Genomic DNA, 17,423 nt, shown 5'->3' on the forward strand with positions numbered 1-17,423 from the left:
CGAGGTTGGATACGACGTTATCACCACCTGAAATGGCCATGAGTACGCCGACAAGGACACTTAGGAGTAGTCCGCCGGTGGTGATGGTGCCAAAAATGGCAAAACCTACTGCGGCGGTGATGGCTGCGTAGCATGCTATTTCTACAGCCGCATCAACGATGTCTGCGAGCATGGAGGTGTGTAATAGGATGTCCCCTTCGCGGGCGGCCCAATACGCATTGCCCATTCGTTAAACCCCTTGATGAAAATATAGATGTGTATGGCTATGTTTGTTTTTTTGAATTCAATGCTTTGTTTGTTGTTTACAATAAAGCTGTAAAATGCATTGTTAAATTAACGTTTAATTACATTTTATCATGTTTGATATTATGTATAAATAAGAATGGTGTTGGTATATGGATAAGATTACTTCTAAAAGCCGGCAATTCAGTATTCGCACTTTTGCTAATTTGTTTGGATTAACTCCGGCGACTGTGCGGTATTATGAGAGTTTGGGGTTGATTTCTCCTCAGCGTAGTACGAATAAACGTCGGTATTTTACGCAGAAGGATGTTGAGTGGATGCAGTTTGTGCTGCATTTGAAGAATACGGGTATGAGTATGGCGCAGTTACAGCAGTATGTGTTTTTGCGCAGTCAAGGAGATGAAACGATTTCGGAGCGCTTGGAGTTGTTATTGCAGACACGTGCGGCGTTTATGCAGCAGCAGGCTGAGCTGGAGCAGCATGTACGGATTTTAAATGATAAGATTGACTGGTATCAGCAACGTAAGCGAGGTGCTCTGGGGGAGCAGGTAAGCTTTGCAGAATATTTAAGCAATATTGGTCATCATCTTTGAATGTTTGTTTGAATGAGGATGAAAGGTAAGAAGCTGATTGTTGACTGGATGTATCGGAATCTGATAGATAAAATTATAAAAATTTAAATGGTTATAATAATGACTGATATTATTTACCGTAATGATGTTAAGCCGTCACTGGCTGAAGCTACTGAGCTCTATAGTCACTGTACATTGGGCGGGCGGCGGCCGATTGGTGATGAGGAGCGTTTTCAGTTGATGCTGGATAATGCTAATCTGATTATTACAGCATGGGACAAGGACAGGCTGGTGGGGATTGCACGTTGCCTAACTGATTTTGTTTATGTGACTTATCTGGCTGATCTGGCGGTGGACGAACGATATCAGAAGCAGGGAATCGGTAAACAATTGATTCGTGAAGTTCAGCAGCATACGCGTGCTGATGCGCAGGTTGTGTTGATTGCAGCGCCACAGGCAGTTGATTACTATGGGCATATTGGGTTTTCTGCTCATCCTTCGGCATGGACGTTGAATAAGCAGTTGAAATAATGTAAATACGTTTCCTATGCTGTGGTCTGTGGATGACGGCAGTTAGTTTAGCTGGCGGGAATGGTTCTCTGGAATGTTTTATTTTTGATGATGTCTATCTGTTTTGTTACCGTATGGGTATACAAAGAAAGTGAAGAGTAGTTTTAGATTAATCTGGATGGTTTGAGTTTATTTTTAGTTTTTTTGTCAGTTGCTATTTTTTTTGTATGTGCTGCTAATTGATGAAATTAGGGTAATTCTGAGGTGTGGCTGTTTATTTGGAGTTGGGTTTGCTGCAATTGGTCTGATTTTCATGATGGCAGGATAGGAATGAGCTGGCCAAGTCTGCACAGCAGCCGCAGCAGGTAGCGACACCAAGTTGTGCTTGTAAGTCTGTCAGACTGCTTGCACCGGCAGCGACAGTTTCTTTTATCTGGCGATCAGTGATGGCATTGCACAGACATACATACATGATTTTTTCCTTTGAGTGCAGCTTCTTTTTTTGTGGATAAAGATGATAGTGGATTTCATTATTATTATCAAGTAATGTGTGGCAATGAATTATTAATTCTGAATTTATTTGGACAGGTAAAATAAAGCCGACTTTTAAAGTCGGCTTTATTTTGGTTCACTGGAATCATCAGTTGTCGTGCGTATCCAGTGTATCTATTTCGGTATTGCTGTTTTCTTCTGCTTCGGCAATCCGCTCGAGGCTAACCAGTTTTTCGCCTTCATCGAGGTTGATGAGTTTGACGCCGGCAGCAGCACGGCCAGTAGCGCGTATCTGATCTACTTTGGTACGGATGAGTACGCCACCGCTGGTAATGAGCATCAGATCGTCGCTGTCGGCTACGAGGGTGGCGGCAACCATGTCGCCATTTCGTTCGCCGGTATCGATGGCAATTACGCCCTGAGTACCACGGCCAGAGCGGCGGTAGTCGTCTACAATGGTGCGCTTACCATAACCATTGGCAGTGGCGGTGAGTACCAGTTTGTTGCCATCTTCTTCGGCATCGTAGGCCAATAAGCTGATCACCTGATTGTTTTCGGCCAGTTTCATGCCGCGTACACCGCGAGCGCTACGCCCCATTGGGCGGACGTTGTCTTCGCTGAAACGTACGGCTTTACCACCGTTGGAAAACAGCATGATATCGTGTTTGCCGGCAGTTTTAACGGCACCGATAAGGTGGTCGCCTTCGTCGAGTCCGAGGGCAATGATGCCGGCGGTACGCGGACGGGAGAAATCGATAAGCGGGGTTTTTTTAACGATACCCTGTTCGGTACACATGAAAACGTATTCGTTTTCGCTAAATTCACGTACCGGCAGTATGGTGTTGATTTTTTCGCCTTCTTCCAGCTGAATTACGTTGTTAACCGGACGTCCGCGGCTGTTACGGCCGCCTTCAGGCAGTTTGTACACCTTTATCCAGTGGCATTTGCCTAGGCTGGTAAAGCACAGTAGATAATCATGGGTGTTGGCAACAAACAGGGTTTCGATGAAGTCTTCATCTTTGGTGGCAGTGGCCTGTTTGCCACGGCCGCCGCGTCGTTGTGCCTGATAATCGTCTGCCTGCTGAGTTTTGATGTAGCCGCCGTGGGTGAGGGTAACCACCATGTCGCGCTGCGGTATCAGGTCTTCATCAGCGATGTCGCCACCGAAAGCGTTGATTTCGCTGCGGCGCTCGTCTCCAAACTGTTGCTGAATGGCGGTCAGTTCGTCATGAATGATTTGGTTGATACGTGCTGGCTTGGCCAGAATGTCAAGCAAATCTAGTATGTTATCGAGTACACTTCTGTATTCATCAACAATTTTATCCTGTTCTAGTCCGGTAAGGCGTTGCAGACGCAAATCCAGGATGGCTTGTGCCTGTGCATCAGACAGGAAGTAATCATTGCCAATTAGTCCGGTATTGTCGGGTGCATCCTCTGGTTTCACCAGCTGCACATCGATGTCGCTGCGAGCCAGCATGTCGGCTACGAGGCCGGAACGCCACGGACGTGAGGTTAAGGCTGCTTTGGCTTCAGGTGGTGTGGCAGAAGCTTTAATGAGGGCGATGATTTCGTCAACATTAGATAAAGCAACGGCCTGTCCCTCAAGGATATGTCCACGTTCGCGAGCTTTGCGCAGGGCAAACAGGGTACGACGAGTAACGACTTCGCGACGGTGACGCAGGAATTCGCTCAGTATCTGTTTGAGATTGAGCAGTCGTGGCTGGCCGTCTACGAGCGCTACCATGTTGATGCCGAAACTGTCTTGTAGCTGAGTTAATTTGTACAGCTGGTTAAGAACGACTTCGGCGTTTTCGTTGCGTTTCAGCTCAATTACCACGCGCATGCCGGATTTATCGGATTCGTCGCGCAAATCAGAGATGCCTTCAAGCACTTTGTTGTGTACGAGTTCGCCGATTTTTTCAACGAGTCTGGCTTTATTGACCTGATAGGGAATTTCATCAATGATGATGGCTTCACGGTCGTCGTGCTTACCAATGGGCTCGATGTGGGTTTTGCCGCGCATGATGACGCGGCCACGGCCTGTACGGTAGCCCTCACGTACGCCGGAAAGGCCGTAGATGATGCCGCCGGTAGGAAAATCCGGTGCGGGAATCAGGTCGATCAGTTCGTCAACGCTGAGGTTTTCGTTGGCCAGCAAGGCTTTGGCGCCGCCGATTACTTCGTTGATGTTGTGAGGCGGGATGTTGGTGGCCATGCCAACGGCGATGCCCGATGAACCGTTCACCAATAAGGCTGGAATCCGGGTAGGCAGTACAGCCGGCTCGTTTTCGCTGCCGTCGTAGTTTGGAATAAAATCGACGGTTTCCTGATCGATATCAGCCAGTAGTTCGTGCGCAATTTTTGCCATGCGGATTTCGGTGTAACGCATGGCAGCGGCACTGTCGCCATCCACGGAACCAAAATTACCTTGTCCATCCACCAGCATGTAACGCATAGAGAAATCTTGTGCCATGCGGACGATGGTGTCGTAAACAGCGACATCACCGTGCGGGTGGTATTTACCGATAACATCGCCGACGATACGTGCTGATTTTTTGTAGGCACGGTTCCAGTCGTTGTTGAGTTCGTGCATAGCGTAAAGAACGCGGCGGTGAACCGGTTTGAGGCCATCGCGTACATCGGGAAGGGCTCGTCCTACAATTACGCTCATGGCGTAATCGAGATAGGAACGGCGCATTTCTTCTTCTAGAGATACTGCTATGGTTTCTTTGGCAAAAAGTGCATCTGACATAATGGCTTTATTACTATAGAGAGCATTGTTTATTTTACCATAGCGGCTAATGGTTTCTGACTATTTTTCTTTTTGGAGTTGTTTTGCTGTAAAAAACCTTGTTGTTAAAGGGTTTAAAGATATGCCCACAATATTTGTGGATAAATCTGTGGAAAATGAAAGTCTGGCTTGCATAATTGCCTATAAATCAAGACTTGCATGGGCTTGCCTAAAAAATAAGCCTAAAATAAATTTCTTTTAAAATCATATATTTAAAAAATATGTTTGTAAAAATTAAAGCCATTCAGATTTTTTACAGACTTTAGCATGACTGGTTTAATTCATGTGGATAAAATCGTTTTGTCAAGTCTGTTTTATCTTGACAGATGGGAAATTGTCGATTTTTTGCTATGAATCCAGACTTTGGGTAAGGATTTTTTAATGTGTAGTAAGAATCAATCTGCTAATACGCTTCCGGATGATTTGGTTGCTGAGGCGTGGGTATTTGTCAGGGTAATTGATAATTTTGGTGATGTGGGCGTGGGCTGGCGTTTAAGCTGTCTGCTGGCAGAGTATTTGTGTTTACGCGTGCGTCTGTGGATTGATGATGTGAAAGCTCTGGATAAGCTGGTACCGGAGCGGGAAGGGTATTTGCCCCATGTAGTGGTGGAAGTCTGGCAGGATGAGCAACTGATGCAGCGACAGCTGGCTGAGGCTATTGATCCGGTATTGGTAATAGAGACTTTTGGTTGTACGTTACCTGACGCAGTGCGGGCACGAATGAGCCGGTGTGAGCCTTTGTGGCTAAACTGGGAATATCTGACGGCTGAAGACTGGGCGTTGGATTTGCATGCTATGCCGTCCTTACAGGCTGACGGACTGAAAAAGTACTTTTGGTTTATGGGTATGGATGCAGCCAGTGGCGGCCTGCTGCGTGAAAAAGATTATCTGACTAAACGTGCTGTATTTAGGCAGCAGCCACAGTTACAGCAGGCATTCCGACAACAGTATGGTTTGCCTGAGCAGCATAAAGGCCAGTTGTGGCTGGTATTTGCCTATGCTTCAGTATGCTGGCCACAATGGTTGAACATGTGGCAGCAGGGTAGTACGCCGGTGACGTTGTGGCTAGCTGGTGAGCAGGTGGTGGAAAGTTTGCGTGCGGCTTCGATTGTGCCGACAGATGCCTTGCGTGAAGATGGTGCCATATATGAGTTGGATAATGTCACATTGGTGCGTATTCCGTTTGTACCACAGGCGGCGTTTGATCAGCTACTGTGGCTGGCTGATGCGGCAATTGTGCGGGGCGAAGACAGTTTTGTGCGTGCTTTATGGGCCGGTTTACCTTTTTTCTGGCATATTTATCGGCAGAACGAGAATGCGCATGTGCAAAAACTGCATGCTTTCTGGGCAAAGGCTACGACAGGATGGCCAGTAGAGCTGCAAAGAGCGTTTATGGCTTTGTCGGATGATTTAAATGGAGCTGGCAAGCTGGATGAGTTAAGCCGTATAGTGGCGTGGCAGAATTTGTGTGGCAATTGGCAAAGTTGGGTAAAAGCGGCAGCGAGGTGGTCTGAAATGCTGCATGCGCAGGACAATGCGCTTGAAAAACTAGCCAGATTCTGCCATCTTCCGCTAAAATGATGTACTTATTATTTGCTGAACATTTTTGGAAGTTAGATTAAAGATGAAAACCGCACAAGAATTGCGCCCGGGTAATGTATTTATGGTGGGCAATGATCCAATGGTGGTGCAGAAGTCCGAATACAATAAATCCGGTCGTAATGCTGCCGTGGTGAAAATGAAACTGAAAAATTTGCTGACTGGTGCTGCTACGGAAACGGTTTATAAAGCCGATGAGAAGTTTGATGTAGTGGTACTGGATCGTAAGCAGTGTACTTATAGCTATTTTGCTGACCCGATGTATGTGTTTATGGATGATGAATTCAATCAGTATGAAGTGGAAGCTGAAAACATCGGTGATGCCATCAAGTTTATTGTGGATGGCATGGAAGAAAAATGTGAAGTGACTTTCTATGACGGCCGTGCTATTTCAGTGGAGCTGCCAACTATTATCGTGCGTGAAGTGGAATACACGGAGCCTGCGGTAAAAGGTGATACTTCTGGTAAAGTGATGAAGAATGCCCGTTTGGTAGGTGGAGCTGAGATTCAGGTAGCTGCTTATATTGAAAATGGCGATAAGGTGGAAATCGATTCGCGTACTTTTGAATTCCGCAAACGCGCCTAACTGATTTTCTGGCTGGCAGGCTGTCTGGAGAAATTCAGGCAGCCTGTTTTATTGTTTACTGCGCGGTAGCAGGCTGCTTGATGGCTGTGATGGTTTGCTGTCTTTTATTGTTTGTATTGTTTAAGTTTGTAGGTGAAAGATGTTGTTTGAACTGAATCTGCATGGACGTGGTGAATTGTGGGCTGAATGCCGCAGGTTGTTGCGTCTGGCGTTGCCGATTCTTGTGGCACAGGCAGCGCAGGTGGGTGTGGGAGTAGTGGATACGGTGATGGCTGGCCATGCCAGTGCCAATGATCTAGCTGGGGTGGCTCTGGGCTCGAATGTGTTCATTACGCTTTATATTACATTTCTGGGGGTGATGACGGCTTTGCAGCCGATTCTGGCGCAGTTGTATGGCGCCGGTAAAACCACAGAAATCGGGGAGCAGGGACGGCAAGGACTGTGGTTCGGTTTGTTTCTTGGCATATTGGGCATGTTGCTGCTGTGGGTGCTGATTAAGCCGATGCAGCACTGGCTGAATATGGGCACCTATGTGGATGGTGTGTTTGGTCAGTTTGTGTTTTTTATTGCATTGGGTATGCCGGCAGCGATGATTCATCGAGCTTTTTATGCATTTGCCTCTTCTTTAAACCGACCAAAACCGATTATGGTGGTGAGCTTGATTGCGCTGCTGCTGAATATTCCACTGAATTATATTTTTGTTTATGGCAAGTATGGAATGCCGGAGCTGGGAGGGGCAGGCTGTGGTCTGGCTTCGGCTATTTGTTTTTGGTTTAATGCTATTGTGCTGGGCATTTATGTGGTTCGTCAGCGGTATTTTGCACCGTTTGCGCTGTTTGCTCGATTTGAACGACCACGCTGGCGTGTACAGGCTTCGCTATTGCGATTGGGTATTCCGATTGGGATGTCGTTTTTCCTTGAAGTGAGCCTGTTTACATTTATCAGCTTGCTGATTGCGCGTTTTGGTGTGACTCAGGTGGCGGCTCAGCAGGTGGTAATCAGTATTACGTCGCTGATTTATATGTTGCCGCAAAGTGTTGGTATTGCTCTGGCGGTGTGTGTGGGACAGGCGGTAGGTGCGCGCAAATGGCAACGCGCCCGTTTTGTTTCTGGTGTGGGTCTGAGTATGGGACTGCTGGGTGCGTGCTTTACCGGTGTGCTGCTGTTATTGTTTCGGCACTTCTGGGTGGGTTTGTACACAGCTGATCAGGAGGTCGTATTGCTGGGCGGCACACTGCTGATTTTTGCGGCCGTTTTTCAGTTATCCGATGCTACGCAGACGATTGCTTCGTACGCGCTGCGCGGCTATAAGCTGACTAAGATTCCGATGCTGATTCATGCGTTTAGTTTTTGGGGTTTGGGTCTGGGTTTTGGATGTCTGTTTGGCTTGTATTTCGGTATGGCTTTGTATGGTTTCTGGCTGGCTTTGGTGCTAGCGCTAACCGGTGCGGCGGTGGCTCTGGTATGGTATTTGCACCGGCAGAGTGAGCGATTTGCGCTGATGCAGGCGGAAAAGGAATCATGATGGATGTGACAGAATATGCTGATTTACAGCCGCTGCATACTTTTGCGTTGCCGGTACGCGCACGCTGGTTGGTGTCTCTGACTGATGTTGAACAGTTGCCGAGAATCATGGCTTTACCCCAATTTGAACCCGAGCGCGTGCTATGGCTGGGCGGTGGGAGTAATATTCTATTCTGTGCTGATTATCCGGGACTAGTGGTGCGTGTAGCCAATCGTGGTATTAAGCTGGTGGCGGATGATGGAGACCGTGTAGTGGTTGAAGCAGCCGCGGGTGAAAACTGGCATGATTTTGTACAATATACGCTGGCTCAGAGTTGGTGCGGACTGGAGAATCTAAGCCTGATACCCGGTACGGTGGGGGCAGCACCGGTACAGAATATTGGCGCCTACGGTGTTGAGGTGCAGTCGTGTATTGACGCGGTGCAGGTTTACGACTTTAAAACGAATGAGCTGTGCTGGCTTGACTGTGATGAGTGCGGTTTTGCTTATCGCGACAGTATTTTTAAACATGCTGAGGGACGTTATCTGATTGTGGCGGTGCGGTTTGTGCTATCGCATGTGTTTAAAGCGCAGCTGCGTTATGGTGATTTGGCACAGGTGGCGTCAGAACTGGCAGAGGGACAAGCTTTGACCGCCAGTATAGTGGCACAGGCTGTGTGCTATATCCGCAAGCAAAAGCTGCCTGACCCGCAGGTGCTTGGGAGTGCCGGCAGTTTCTTTAAAAATCCAGTTGTGCCAGCTACACTGGCTTCTGGCCTTTTGAAACAATATCCGTCTCTACCGCATTACCCGCAGCCGGACGGACAAGTGAAACTGGCAGCTGGCTGGCTGATAGACCAGTGTGGCCTGAAAGGATTTCAGTTGGGTGGTGCTGCGGTACATGAGCGGCAGGCGCTGGTTCTGGTAAATAAAGATCATGCCTCTGCCGCTGATGTGGTAGCGCTGTCTGAATATGTGCAGAATTGTGTGGCACAGCGTTTTCAGGTGCGGCTGGAGCCTGAGCCCATATGGCAGCCTCAGTAACGGCGACCAGTAGTCTGATAAAAATGCCGTTAGTATGATTTGTGCAGTAAGAGACAGCATAATCTGAAAGAAATGAATATGGTGAAAGAATCACGCCCCAATACTTATAATCGTATTATTGATGCTAGTCTGAAGCTGTTTAATGAGGAGGGTGAACGCAACATCAGTACGAATCATATTGCTTCTTATTTGGGCATTAGCCCGGGCAATTTGTATTATCATTTTCGCAATAAAGATGAAATCATTATGCAGCTCTTTAAGCGCTATAGTGAGGAGTTGCTGTGCTATCTGCAGCAGGTGGAGACGCCGCAGGATACGAATGCCATTAAGAATTATATGTTTGGTGTGTATGATGTAATGTGGCGATACCGTTTTTTATTTAGTGATTTGAATGCAATGCTGTCGCGAAGTGCTGAACTTCTGGGTGAGCACAATAATTTTACCCGTGTAAGGGTGTCGCCGCTGCTGCAAAATTTGTTGCAGCAGCTGACAGATACCGGCTTTATTCAGACCGATGAAATTGCTCGTAAGGAAATGGCTGTAAATATCTGGCTAATTACAAAATACTGGTGTGATTATGACAGTGCGCTGTATGAACGTAAGCTAACTGAGGACTCTAAATACCGCGGTACTCATCAGACGTTGACTTTGCTGCGTCCGTATGTAGCGCCGGCCTATCGGGAAGAATTTAACCGGATGATGGCTGATTTGCGCAATCACATATAAGATAAAATCAACCCCATTCAGAAGAATGGGGTTGATTTTTTTATATTATCCGAACCTTAGTTTTAATGTTTTATTTGCTGTGGCTAGTGAAATTTTTCAGAAGCATGAAACGGTTTCTGTTATTGGGGTAAGGAAGAGGTGATCGGGCGGCTGTCTCCCATTTTGATGCTTTCAAAACAATCGGGTAATAATCCATGCCGAACTCTGGCTGCGGCCAGTAGTTGCGGTGGTTCATCCAAAGGTTCATCGGCCAGCTCGAAAGCGCCCCAGTGCATGCCTATGGCCTGACGGCAACGCAGAATATTAAATATGGCTACAGCTTGTTCGGGATCAATGTGCTGATTATGCATGAACCAGCGTGGTGCATAGGCTCCGATCTGAATAGCTGCCATGTCTGTGGAGGTAAAGTGCTCGGCAATCTGACGGAACATGATTTCACTGAAACCGGTGTCGCCACTGAAGTAAGTATTGCTACCTTCAGGTGTTTGCATCATCCAGCCACACCATAAAGTGTGATTGCGGTCTAACAGGCTGCGCTGGCTCCAGTGATGTGCCGGTACGGCATGAAAGCAGATATTATGAATGTTTGTTTGTTCCCACCAGTCTAGTTCTGTTACGTTGTTAATGCCCAATTGCTGTAGTTTTCGTTTTAGTCCTAAGGGGACGACTGCGTTGATATTGGGAAAACGTGCGGCCAGTTTACGAATACTGGCTGTGTCTAGGTGGTCGTAATGGTTGTGAGAAATGGCAATGACATCTATATGGGGTAGCTCGGCAATGCTTGCAGCTGGCTGTGTACGGCGTTTTGGTCCTGCAAAGGATACAGGCGATACCCGTTGCGAGAATACTGGGTCGGTAATAATCATGCATTGATTCAGACGTATGAGCAATGTGGCATGACTAATCCACCATAGGCGATTACCGGAGAGGGTGAAATCTGGTGACTGCGTCCACTCACGGGCAAAATGTGCATAACCTTGCTGTGGTGGCTTGGGCAGATGGTGGATGTGTCTTTCTAAGCTCCAGCGATAGACGTCAAGCTGTTTGATGGTTGTTGGTTCTAAATTACAGAATCCGTAAGGCGTATGATGCGGTTTCTTTGGATTGTAGTAGGGGTTTTTTCTTTTAAATAGCATTATTTGCCTTCTTTATGCCAGTCCAACACTGTTTGTACCATAATGCCCTTATTACAGGTAGAACTTAAATCAGTGCTTGCTCTGCTGGTGCCACAAGCACTGAAATAAATCGCTGCTTTAAGTGGTGAAAGTTATTGAGTGTCCAGTATTCTGTTCATTTCATAAAAATCACCACTCATCTGTGACCATAGTTTTTGGCGTGTTTGATTAAATTGTTCTTCGCGAGCAAGCAGTTTACCTTCGGTATATGCGGTATATTTTTTGGGTACGTTTCCATCAAACCAGTAATAAGTCTGTGATGAAGTTGTTTTTGCACGGTAGTTGCGATTTAGGGCGTACAGGCCTCTGGTGTGTACTTCAGCCATCATTTCTGCTTCATTTACAGTTTTGACACTATATTTTTTGAAATAGAAATCTTTATACACATCTTGATTGACCATATTACCGTGTTCATCTGCCACCTGTTTTGATCCGACACGCAGATTTTCATGGAGGTTTTGGGTTTCAATATTTTCTTTATACTGTTGAAACTGGCCGCGGTTCATGCTTACATCAATCACTAAATTGGCGGCACTGGCATTATCGACAAAATTAACATAATTTTTTTGTAATGCGGAACGTATGTTATCAGCCAGATAGCTGTTGCCGCGGACGAAAATTTGTATTTGTCCTTTTTGCGCATACATACTTGCCAGTTTGGTGGAATTTTTATAGGTATTACCATATGGGCTGTATACTTCGCTGGCAGCACGATATAAGGTAGCAGCTTCGCGATATTCACTCAGACGCTTTGCGCGGCGAATTATGGTTTGTGCCTGCTGGTAATGGTTTTCTGCTTCAATGGTGCGCCATTTTTTTTCATAAATATCTGCTTGTTTGGCGCTGTCTTTATAATTGCCTAAAGGCAGATACACTTCGTGTGCTTTGCGAAAATTTGCGGCAGCCTGTTTATAATTGCGTTCACGTATATCAGCTTGTGCGTCTGTGTAAAATTCCTGTGCCGCAGTTTTATAATACATATTTTGATTATCTTCAGCACGTTTGAGAATATCTTGATAATTAAAATATTCATAACCCTGACGGTATAGTTTTGCTTTGCGCAGATAATCATCACTGTAGGCAGGTACAATTTCGTTGGCCTGCTGATAAAACTGTTTAGCCAGTGATTCTTTTATTCCATTTATTGTGTACAGGCTGAGATATTTTTCTATATATGGACTATAGCTTTTATCTCCGAGCTCGGTTTTTAATGCCAGCAGTAGCTGATAATTTTTTATTCGTTTTTCATAATCGGTTGGTGCTGCCTGCTGAATGTTTTTCTGAGCCATTACAGTCAGTTTTGCTACTGTTGCTTGTAAATATAATATGTCTTTATCTTTCCATGGTTTATTTTTCTGTTGCAGCTTTTGGCTTTTTGCATTGAAGTTATTAGCCAGAATTTTTACTCCCCCGATATAATCACCGGATTTAAATTTATCTTCCGGTTTTACAGATACTACACAGCTTGCCAATATCAGACACAGAAAAGCCAATAGTATTTTTCTCATTTATTTCTTTCCTCGGCTACGTAAACAAAAAAAAGATACGATATAGAATCAGCATATTAACATTATCAATACAGAAGCGTAAGGAATTATAAGTCTACCAATTATGCAAATTTGAAATGATATTGATATGCTTTTATTCTATTTATCTGGCTATTGCTGTGTAGTGAATGGAAAGCTCTAAGCACCCTGACTTTTTTCAACGCTTTTTTAGGAGAAAAAATATTTTATTAATAGTTCTGACTAGCTTTGGATAATTGAACAGGAATGATGTAAGAAAACCTGAACTGGCTGTTAGCAATTCAGGTTTTCTTTTGACCAGCTAGCCAGATGTGATGCCTTGATTTTCAGAAGTTTTGTTGCTGGCTGTTGTTTCCGTTTAGTTTCGTGGCGTATATGCGTAGACGGTGCTGTTTTGCCAAGCGCCTATATAGTAGCGATTCTGGTGATAGGCTAATGCCACAGCTCCTGGTATTGAGGTAACTAAAGTGTTTACGGTTTTTGTTTTGACATTTACTGTACGCACCATGTCAGCTCCGTTGTCAATCACAGCAACGACGTTTGGAGAAACGGTAACAATGCCTACGCCTGGACGGTTGAATTCTTGACCCAATTCTGTCTGGCTGCCATCTGGTGAGATTAGGGTGAGGCGACCGCTATACTGGGAAACAACTAAGCTGTTATCCGGTAATTGGGTGACGCCCACTGGTGTGGTTAAACCCCGGGCAATGATTTCTTTGCGGCCGCTGTTTAAATCCAGTGATACGATTTCTCCAGTGGAACGGTTGGTAACCAACAATTTGCCAGTATTGGAAAAAGCAATACCTGTAGGGGTATGGTAGCCATCTGAAATTTTTTCAGCTTTACCTTTGGCATTGATTTTTAAAATGTAATCTCCATCGTAGGATGATACATAGATATTATCTTGTGCATCAATCACAATACCAGCTGGTGCTTCAATATCGGCATAAATAGTATCACGTTTGCCGTTGGTGTTTATTTTAGTGATTGAGTTACCTGACCAGTTTGTAACGTACATTGCGCCTTTAGTGTCGAAGGCAATTCCTGTGGGGGCATTGAAAGAAGAGCTAATAGTCGTTAATCCTTCAGTGGTGCGTGCGCTGGTTTGCTCTGTTGTTAATCTGGCCATATTATTCCTTCCGTATAAATATAGTGTGCATAATGTAAGAAAAACAAAAGCCATTGCATAGAAAAATTTTTTTTTCAACATGTGTACCCTAGTGTGAGCTGAATGAATAGTGGATGGGCAGTATTTTATTAAAGTGCGTAAAGATTCGGCTGTTATCAGTGTTTTCCATCAGGCAGTTGATCATTGCTTTTCAGTCTGAAGTGCACCATTCTGTTTTTGTCTGACGGTAGAGTCTGTTTTGATTATTTAGTTTTTAATGTCTCCTATGGTTCATGTGAATAAATAATTTAAAGATGCGATTGCTGAATAAAGCGTACTTAAAAATCAGGAAATACAGAAATACGAAATTAGCGATATGAAATAAATATCAGGGATTGGAAGCGCATTGTGCCGGAAGAGCATATATAAAAGTTCGACTGGTCAACACAGTATTAGGCATAGCTATGCTGGCAGTTTGTACAGTTTGCTTGGTTCTAAAGTGCTGTTGTCGCGATAGTTGTGTTACTGCTGCCATGCCTGATAAATCAAGTGTTATTATGCTTATGATGTATATTCGGCTGACTTATGTTTTTTCATGCAAAAATTGATGTATCTCGGTATGCAGTGCAGCGAAGTAAATTATAATCGTTAGCGATAAAATAAATGCGGCGTTTGCTGCTGGTGTTAGTTCAACGAAAGGGATTTTTATGTCGCAATTTTTGCTGGTGCCTACTGGATCACAGGCTGGTTTGACCGGTGTGGGTCTGGGTGTGGCGCAGATATTTTTACAAGCCGGACAGGTGCCGCTGTACTATAAACCAGTTACCGCAAGTACAGCTGCGGATAATACCGTTGCACTGGTGCAGGCGGTATTGCAGCAAACTTTGCCTGAACCACAGTCGCTGAATGCTTTGGATGAGCGGGTATATCAGGGACAAGCAGATGATGCTGTGGAAGAGTTTGTTGCTGCTTTTCATCAGCTGGCTGAGGCAAAACATGATGTGGTGGTGATTGAAGGTGCGGTTCCGGAAGCGGGTCGCACTTATCTGCCGGCACAAAATGTGAAAATCGCGGCAGCGCTGAATGCACGGGTAATTCTTGTGGCAGCGATTGCAAATCGTACTCCTGCTTTGGTTGCAGCGCAGTTGTTGCTGGCTGCGCATGATTATGCGCATGGCCACACAGAAATCAGTGGCTTTATTCTGACTGCTGATGCCGAGCATGCTCCTGCAGCTGGGTTTGCTGCCGAGGTACAGTCTGAACTGACCGCACATGGCTGCAAAATTGATTGTCTGGGTGTGGTAACTGCTCTTCCGGCTGAAATTGATGTGGCTCAGGCTAAGGATGTAGCCAGTGCAGTGGCTGCGCAATTGAATGCTCAGCTATTGAGTGCAGCACAGGCTAAACCATTGACAGAGCATCTTGCGCCGGCAGCATTTCGCTTTCAGATGATGGCACGTGCCCGTGCGGCCAATAAACGTATTGTGCTGCCGGAGGGCAGTGAACCGCGCACGGTTGCCGCAGCGGCCATTTGTGAAAATAAAGGAATTGCGCGCTGTGTGTTGCTGGCTAAAAAAGAAGAAGTGGAAGCAGTAGCACGGGAAAAAAATATTCAATTACCGGCTTCACTGGAAATCATTGATCCAGACACAATCCGTGAACGCTATGTTGCACCGATGGTAGAACTGAGAAAAAGCAAAGGTCTGACACCTGAACAGGCCACTGAGCAATTGCAGGATACGGTAGTGTTGGGCACGATGATGCTGGCAACCGGTGATGTGGATGGTCTGGTGTCTGGCGCAGTACATACTACGGCCAATACCATTCGTCCGGCTCTGCAATTAATCAAAACAGCTCCGGGTGCCAGTCTGGTATCCAGCGTATTCTTTATGCTGATGCCGGATCAGGTGCTGGTATATGGTGACTGTGCTGTTAATCCGAATCCTACTGCCGAGCAGCTGGCAGATATTGCCATTCAGTCTGCCGATTCTGCTAAAGCATTTGGTATTGAGCCTAAAGTGGCGATGATTTCTTATTCTACCGGTTCATCCGGAAGTGGTGCTGATGTGGAGACGGTGACAGCAGCTACTAAGTTGGCACAGCAAAAACGTCCTGATCTGCATATTGATGGGCCATTGCAATATGATGCGGCCAGTGTGCCTAGTGTGGGCAGACAGAAGGCGCCGGACAGCAAGGTTGCTGGGCAGGCTACTGTGTTTGTATTCCCAGACTTAAATACCGGTAATACTACTTATAAGGCTGTGCAACGCAGTGCGCATGTGCTGAGTGTGGGGCCGATGTTGCAGGGTCTGAATAAACCGGTAAACGATTTGTCGCGTGGTGCACTAATTGAAGATATTGTGTACACCATTGCTTTAACGGCTATTCAGGCAGTACAGATGGGCTAACCCATATTATTCTTCGGCAGATTATTACTGCTGATAGACAGGCAGATGATATGACAATCATCTGCCTGTTTTGTATTTTATGGCAATAAAATTAATTATTTTATTTTTTATAAGCAATTTAAAATTAAATATTGATTATAAATGGGATGATTATTGTCTTTTGATACGATAACTTTACGAACTATTGCCAAATCAGTGTTAATAAATTACAGTCTGTAACTGGACATAACGTCTGATAAAATAGCCAAGAATACAAAGGGATAATCTTAAATTAGAGGTATTATGCAGTAATATACTCGCCTGCAGTTTTTTTGCAGGCGGTTTATTTTTTCAGGGCTTAAAACACTACTGCGATATTGGCTGGCTATTGAAAGCATGAGGCCTTGTCTTTTTTTATGTTTTGTTGTTTTCAACCTTGGATTGAGTCTTTCAGGGAGATAACGATGAAACTTATTGCATTCATTGCGCAGGTACCTGAGTGGATCAGCGTATCTTTTTATGTTTTATTTCTGTAAAATAATTCTCAAATTAAAGTAATGTTTTTACAATAATATTTAACTTGATATTTTGTGTGATTGAAACGGCTAGGATTAATGTGTTTTGTTTAGTCAGTGCCTGTGATGCTCTTCAATTTATTCTGTTAACGATGGACGAAATAAATCAGGTTTGAGTTGGTTTTGGCTATTGGTCTGTGTTGAAGATAGGTTTTGTCAATCTGGACTAGTTGCAGTGATATCAGGATAAGATTATTTTTTTAACGTTAGTTTGATATGCGGTTTGTGCGGTTTGATTTCTTTTGGTGATGGCTGGTTAGAAGCGGCAATTTGTTTGCGTTGTGTTTCAGACAGCAAGCCGGACCAATCACCCTCAAGATACCATTGTGCACCGAAATCCTCGCACGGATGTGGAATGCGGATACTACCATTGCCGCATTGTAAATCATCTGCACGACAGTATTTATCACAGCCCCAGCAGATTCGTTCGGGGTGTTTAGGATGCAGAGGGAAAACCTTGGCCATAGTAAAGTCTATTGTTGGGGAATATCTGCGGTTATACCCGCTGAAGCCGGTTTGTTCAAGCGGAGGAGGACTGGGTGCTGTGTAATGTTTTGTCGGGAAAATATTTTTACCAAAACAAAAT

At 45.2% G+C, this 17,423-nt stretch carries 14 protein-coding genes; 8 read left to right on the forward strand and 6 right to left on the reverse strand.

The genetic code is table 11. The annotated features are described in order from the left end of the window. Positions 1-395: 395 nt before the first annotated feature. Positions 396-836, forward strand: coding sequence for a MerR family transcriptional regulator (locus J3U75_RS08400; protein WP_267391507.1), 441 nt, complete (start codon positions 396-398; stop codon positions 834-836). 99 nt (positions 837-935) lie between these two features. Beyond that, positions 936-1,346 carry a GNAT family N-acetyltransferase gene (locus tag J3U75_RS08405; RefSeq protein ID WP_267391508.1) on the forward strand — a complete coding sequence of 137 codons (411 nt, stop codon included), beginning with the start codon at positions 936-938 and terminating at the stop codon, positions 1,344-1,346. Positions 1,347-1,599: 253 nt separating this feature from the next. On the opposite strand, the gene J3U75_RS08410 is transcribed toward J3U75_RS08405, so the two are convergent. Both J3U75_RS08410 and gyrA read right to left on the reverse strand, forming a co-directional pair. Continuing rightward, positions 1,600-1,797: a (2Fe-2S)-binding protein gene (locus tag J3U75_RS08410; RefSeq protein WP_100140779.1), complete on the reverse strand. Its 198-nt coding sequence runs from the start codon at positions 1,795-1,797 to the stop codon at positions 1,600-1,602. Between the two features lie 168 nt (positions 1,798-1,965). Then, on the reverse strand, positions 1,966-4,569 hold the full coding sequence (gene gyrA / locus J3U75_RS08415) for a DNA gyrase subunit A (protein ID WP_267391528.1): 2,604 nt from the start codon (positions 4,567-4,569) through the stop codon (positions 1,966-1,968). A 420-nt stretch (positions 4,570-4,989) separates the two neighbouring features. On the opposite strand from gyrA, the gene earP reads away from it, so the two are divergent. The 5 genes from earP (at position 4,990) to J3U75_RS08440 (ending at position 10,066) form a co-directional block, all read left to right on the forward strand. Further along, positions 4,990-6,189: an elongation factor P maturation arginine rhamnosyltransferase EarP gene (gene earP, locus J3U75_RS08420; RefSeq protein WP_267391530.1), complete on the forward strand. Its 1,200-nt coding sequence runs from the start codon at positions 4,990-4,992 to the stop codon at positions 6,187-6,189. A 43-nt stretch (positions 6,190-6,232) separates the two neighbouring features. Further along, positions 6,233-6,793, forward strand: coding sequence for an elongation factor P (gene efp, locus J3U75_RS08425; protein WP_025331610.1), 561 nt, complete (start codon positions 6,233-6,235; stop codon positions 6,791-6,793). A 139-nt stretch (positions 6,794-6,932) separates the two neighbouring features. Then, complete coding sequence (locus J3U75_RS08430) at positions 6,933-8,318, forward strand: MATE family efflux transporter (protein ID WP_267391532.1); 1,386 nt, start codon at positions 6,933-6,935, stop codon at positions 8,316-8,318. Then, entirely contained in the window at positions 8,315-9,340 is a 1,026-nt protein-coding gene (murB, locus tag J3U75_RS08435) for a UDP-N-acetylmuramate dehydrogenase (protein WP_416384697.1), read from the forward strand. Before J3U75_RS08430 ends, murB begins: the two co-directional genes overlap by 4 nt. Before the next feature lie 72 nt (positions 9,341-9,412). Then, a complete protein-coding gene (locus J3U75_RS08440; protein ID WP_100140773.1) occupies positions 9,413-10,066 on the forward strand; it encodes a TetR/AcrR family transcriptional regulator in 654 nt (217 codons plus the stop codon). 119 nt (positions 10,067-10,185) lie between these two features. On the opposite strand, the gene J3U75_RS08445 is transcribed toward J3U75_RS08440, so the two are convergent. The 3 genes from J3U75_RS08445 to J3U75_RS08455 all read right to left on the reverse strand — a co-directional run bounded on the left by J3U75_RS08445 (position 10,186) and on the right by J3U75_RS08455 (position 13,896). Beyond that, positions 10,186-11,202, reverse strand: coding sequence for an MBL fold metallo-hydrolase (locus tag J3U75_RS08445; protein ID WP_267391534.1), 1,017 nt, complete (start codon positions 11,200-11,202; stop codon positions 10,186-10,188). A gap of 131 nt (positions 11,203-11,333) precedes the next feature. Continuing rightward, the gene (locus tag J3U75_RS08450; RefSeq protein ID WP_267391535.1) at positions 11,334-12,749 is read right to left on the reverse strand and encodes a hypothetical protein; all 1,416 of its coding nucleotides are present in this window, start codon (positions 12,747-12,749) and stop codon (positions 11,334-11,336) included. Between the two features lie 376 nt (positions 12,750-13,125). After that, positions 13,126-13,896, reverse strand: coding sequence for a serine/threonine protein kinase (locus J3U75_RS08455; protein ID WP_267391536.1), 771 nt, complete (start codon positions 13,894-13,896; stop codon positions 13,126-13,128). A gap of 686 nt (positions 13,897-14,582) precedes the next feature. On the opposite strand from J3U75_RS08455, the gene pta reads away from it, so the two are divergent. Beyond that, positions 14,583-16,283 (forward strand): phosphate acetyltransferase, encoded by a 1,701-nt coding sequence (pta, locus tag J3U75_RS08460; protein ID WP_267391537.1) that lies wholly within the window; start codon positions 14,583-14,585, stop codon positions 16,281-16,283. 746 nt (positions 16,284-17,029) lie between these two features. Here pta and J3U75_RS08465 read toward each other — a convergent pair. Then, positions 17,030-17,302: a DUF3079 domain-containing protein gene (locus tag J3U75_RS08465; RefSeq protein WP_267391538.1), complete on the reverse strand. Its 273-nt coding sequence runs from the start codon at positions 17,300-17,302 to the stop codon at positions 17,030-17,032. Between the last annotated feature and the right edge of the window lie 121 nt (positions 17,303-17,423).

Origin of the sequence: Snodgrassella sp. B3088 (assembly GCF_026535815.1) — a bacterium.
GTDB classification, from domain to species: domain Bacteria; phylum Pseudomonadota; class Gammaproteobacteria; order Burkholderiales; family Neisseriaceae; genus Snodgrassella; species Snodgrassella alvi_E.

Bases quoted from the DNA above. Each gene is read 5' to 3' on its own strand.
- J3U75_RS08400 (WP_267391507.1), top strand. From the start codon at position 396: ATGGATAAGATTACTTCTAAAAGCCGGCAATTCAGTATTCGCACTTTT.
- J3U75_RS08405 (WP_267391508.1), top strand. From the start codon at position 936: ATGACTGATATTATTTACCGTAATGATGTTAAGCCGTCACTGGCTGAA.
- J3U75_RS08410 (WP_100140779.1), bottom strand. From the start codon at position 1,797: ATGTATGTATGTCTGTGCAATGCCATCACTGATCGCCAGATAAAAGAA.
- gyrA (WP_267391528.1), bottom strand. From the start codon at position 4,569: ATGTCAGATGCACTTTTTGCCAAAGAAACCATAGCAGTATCTCTAGAA.
- earP (WP_267391530.1), top strand. From the start codon at position 4,990: ATGTGTAGTAAGAATCAATCTGCTAATACGCTTCCGGATGATTTGGTT.
- efp (WP_025331610.1), top strand. From the start codon at position 6,233: ATGAAAACCGCACAAGAATTGCGCCCGGGTAATGTATTTATGGTGGGC.
- J3U75_RS08430 (WP_267391532.1), top strand. From the start codon at position 6,933: ATGTTGTTTGAACTGAATCTGCATGGACGTGGTGAATTGTGGGCTGAA.
- murB (WP_416384697.1), top strand. From the start codon at position 8,315: ATGATGGATGTGACAGAATATGCTGATTTACAGCCGCTGCATACTTTT.
- J3U75_RS08440 (WP_100140773.1), top strand. From the start codon at position 9,413: ATGAATATGGTGAAAGAATCACGCCCCAATACTTATAATCGTATTATT.
- J3U75_RS08445 (WP_267391534.1), bottom strand. From the start codon at position 11,202: ATGCTATTTAAAAGAAAAAACCCCTACTACAATCCAAAGAAACCGCAT.
- J3U75_RS08450 (WP_267391535.1), bottom strand. From the start codon at position 12,749: ATGAGAAAAATACTATTGGCTTTTCTGTGTCTGATATTGGCAAGCTGT.
- J3U75_RS08455 (WP_267391536.1), bottom strand. From the start codon at position 13,896: ATGGCCAGATTAACAACAGAGCAAACCAGCGCACGCACCACTGAAGGA.
- pta (WP_267391537.1), top strand. From the start codon at position 14,583: ATGTCGCAATTTTTGCTGGTGCCTACTGGATCACAGGCTGGTTTGACC.
- J3U75_RS08465 (WP_267391538.1), bottom strand. From the start codon at position 17,302: ATGGCCAAGGTTTTCCCTCTGCATCCTAAACACCCCGAACGAATCTGC.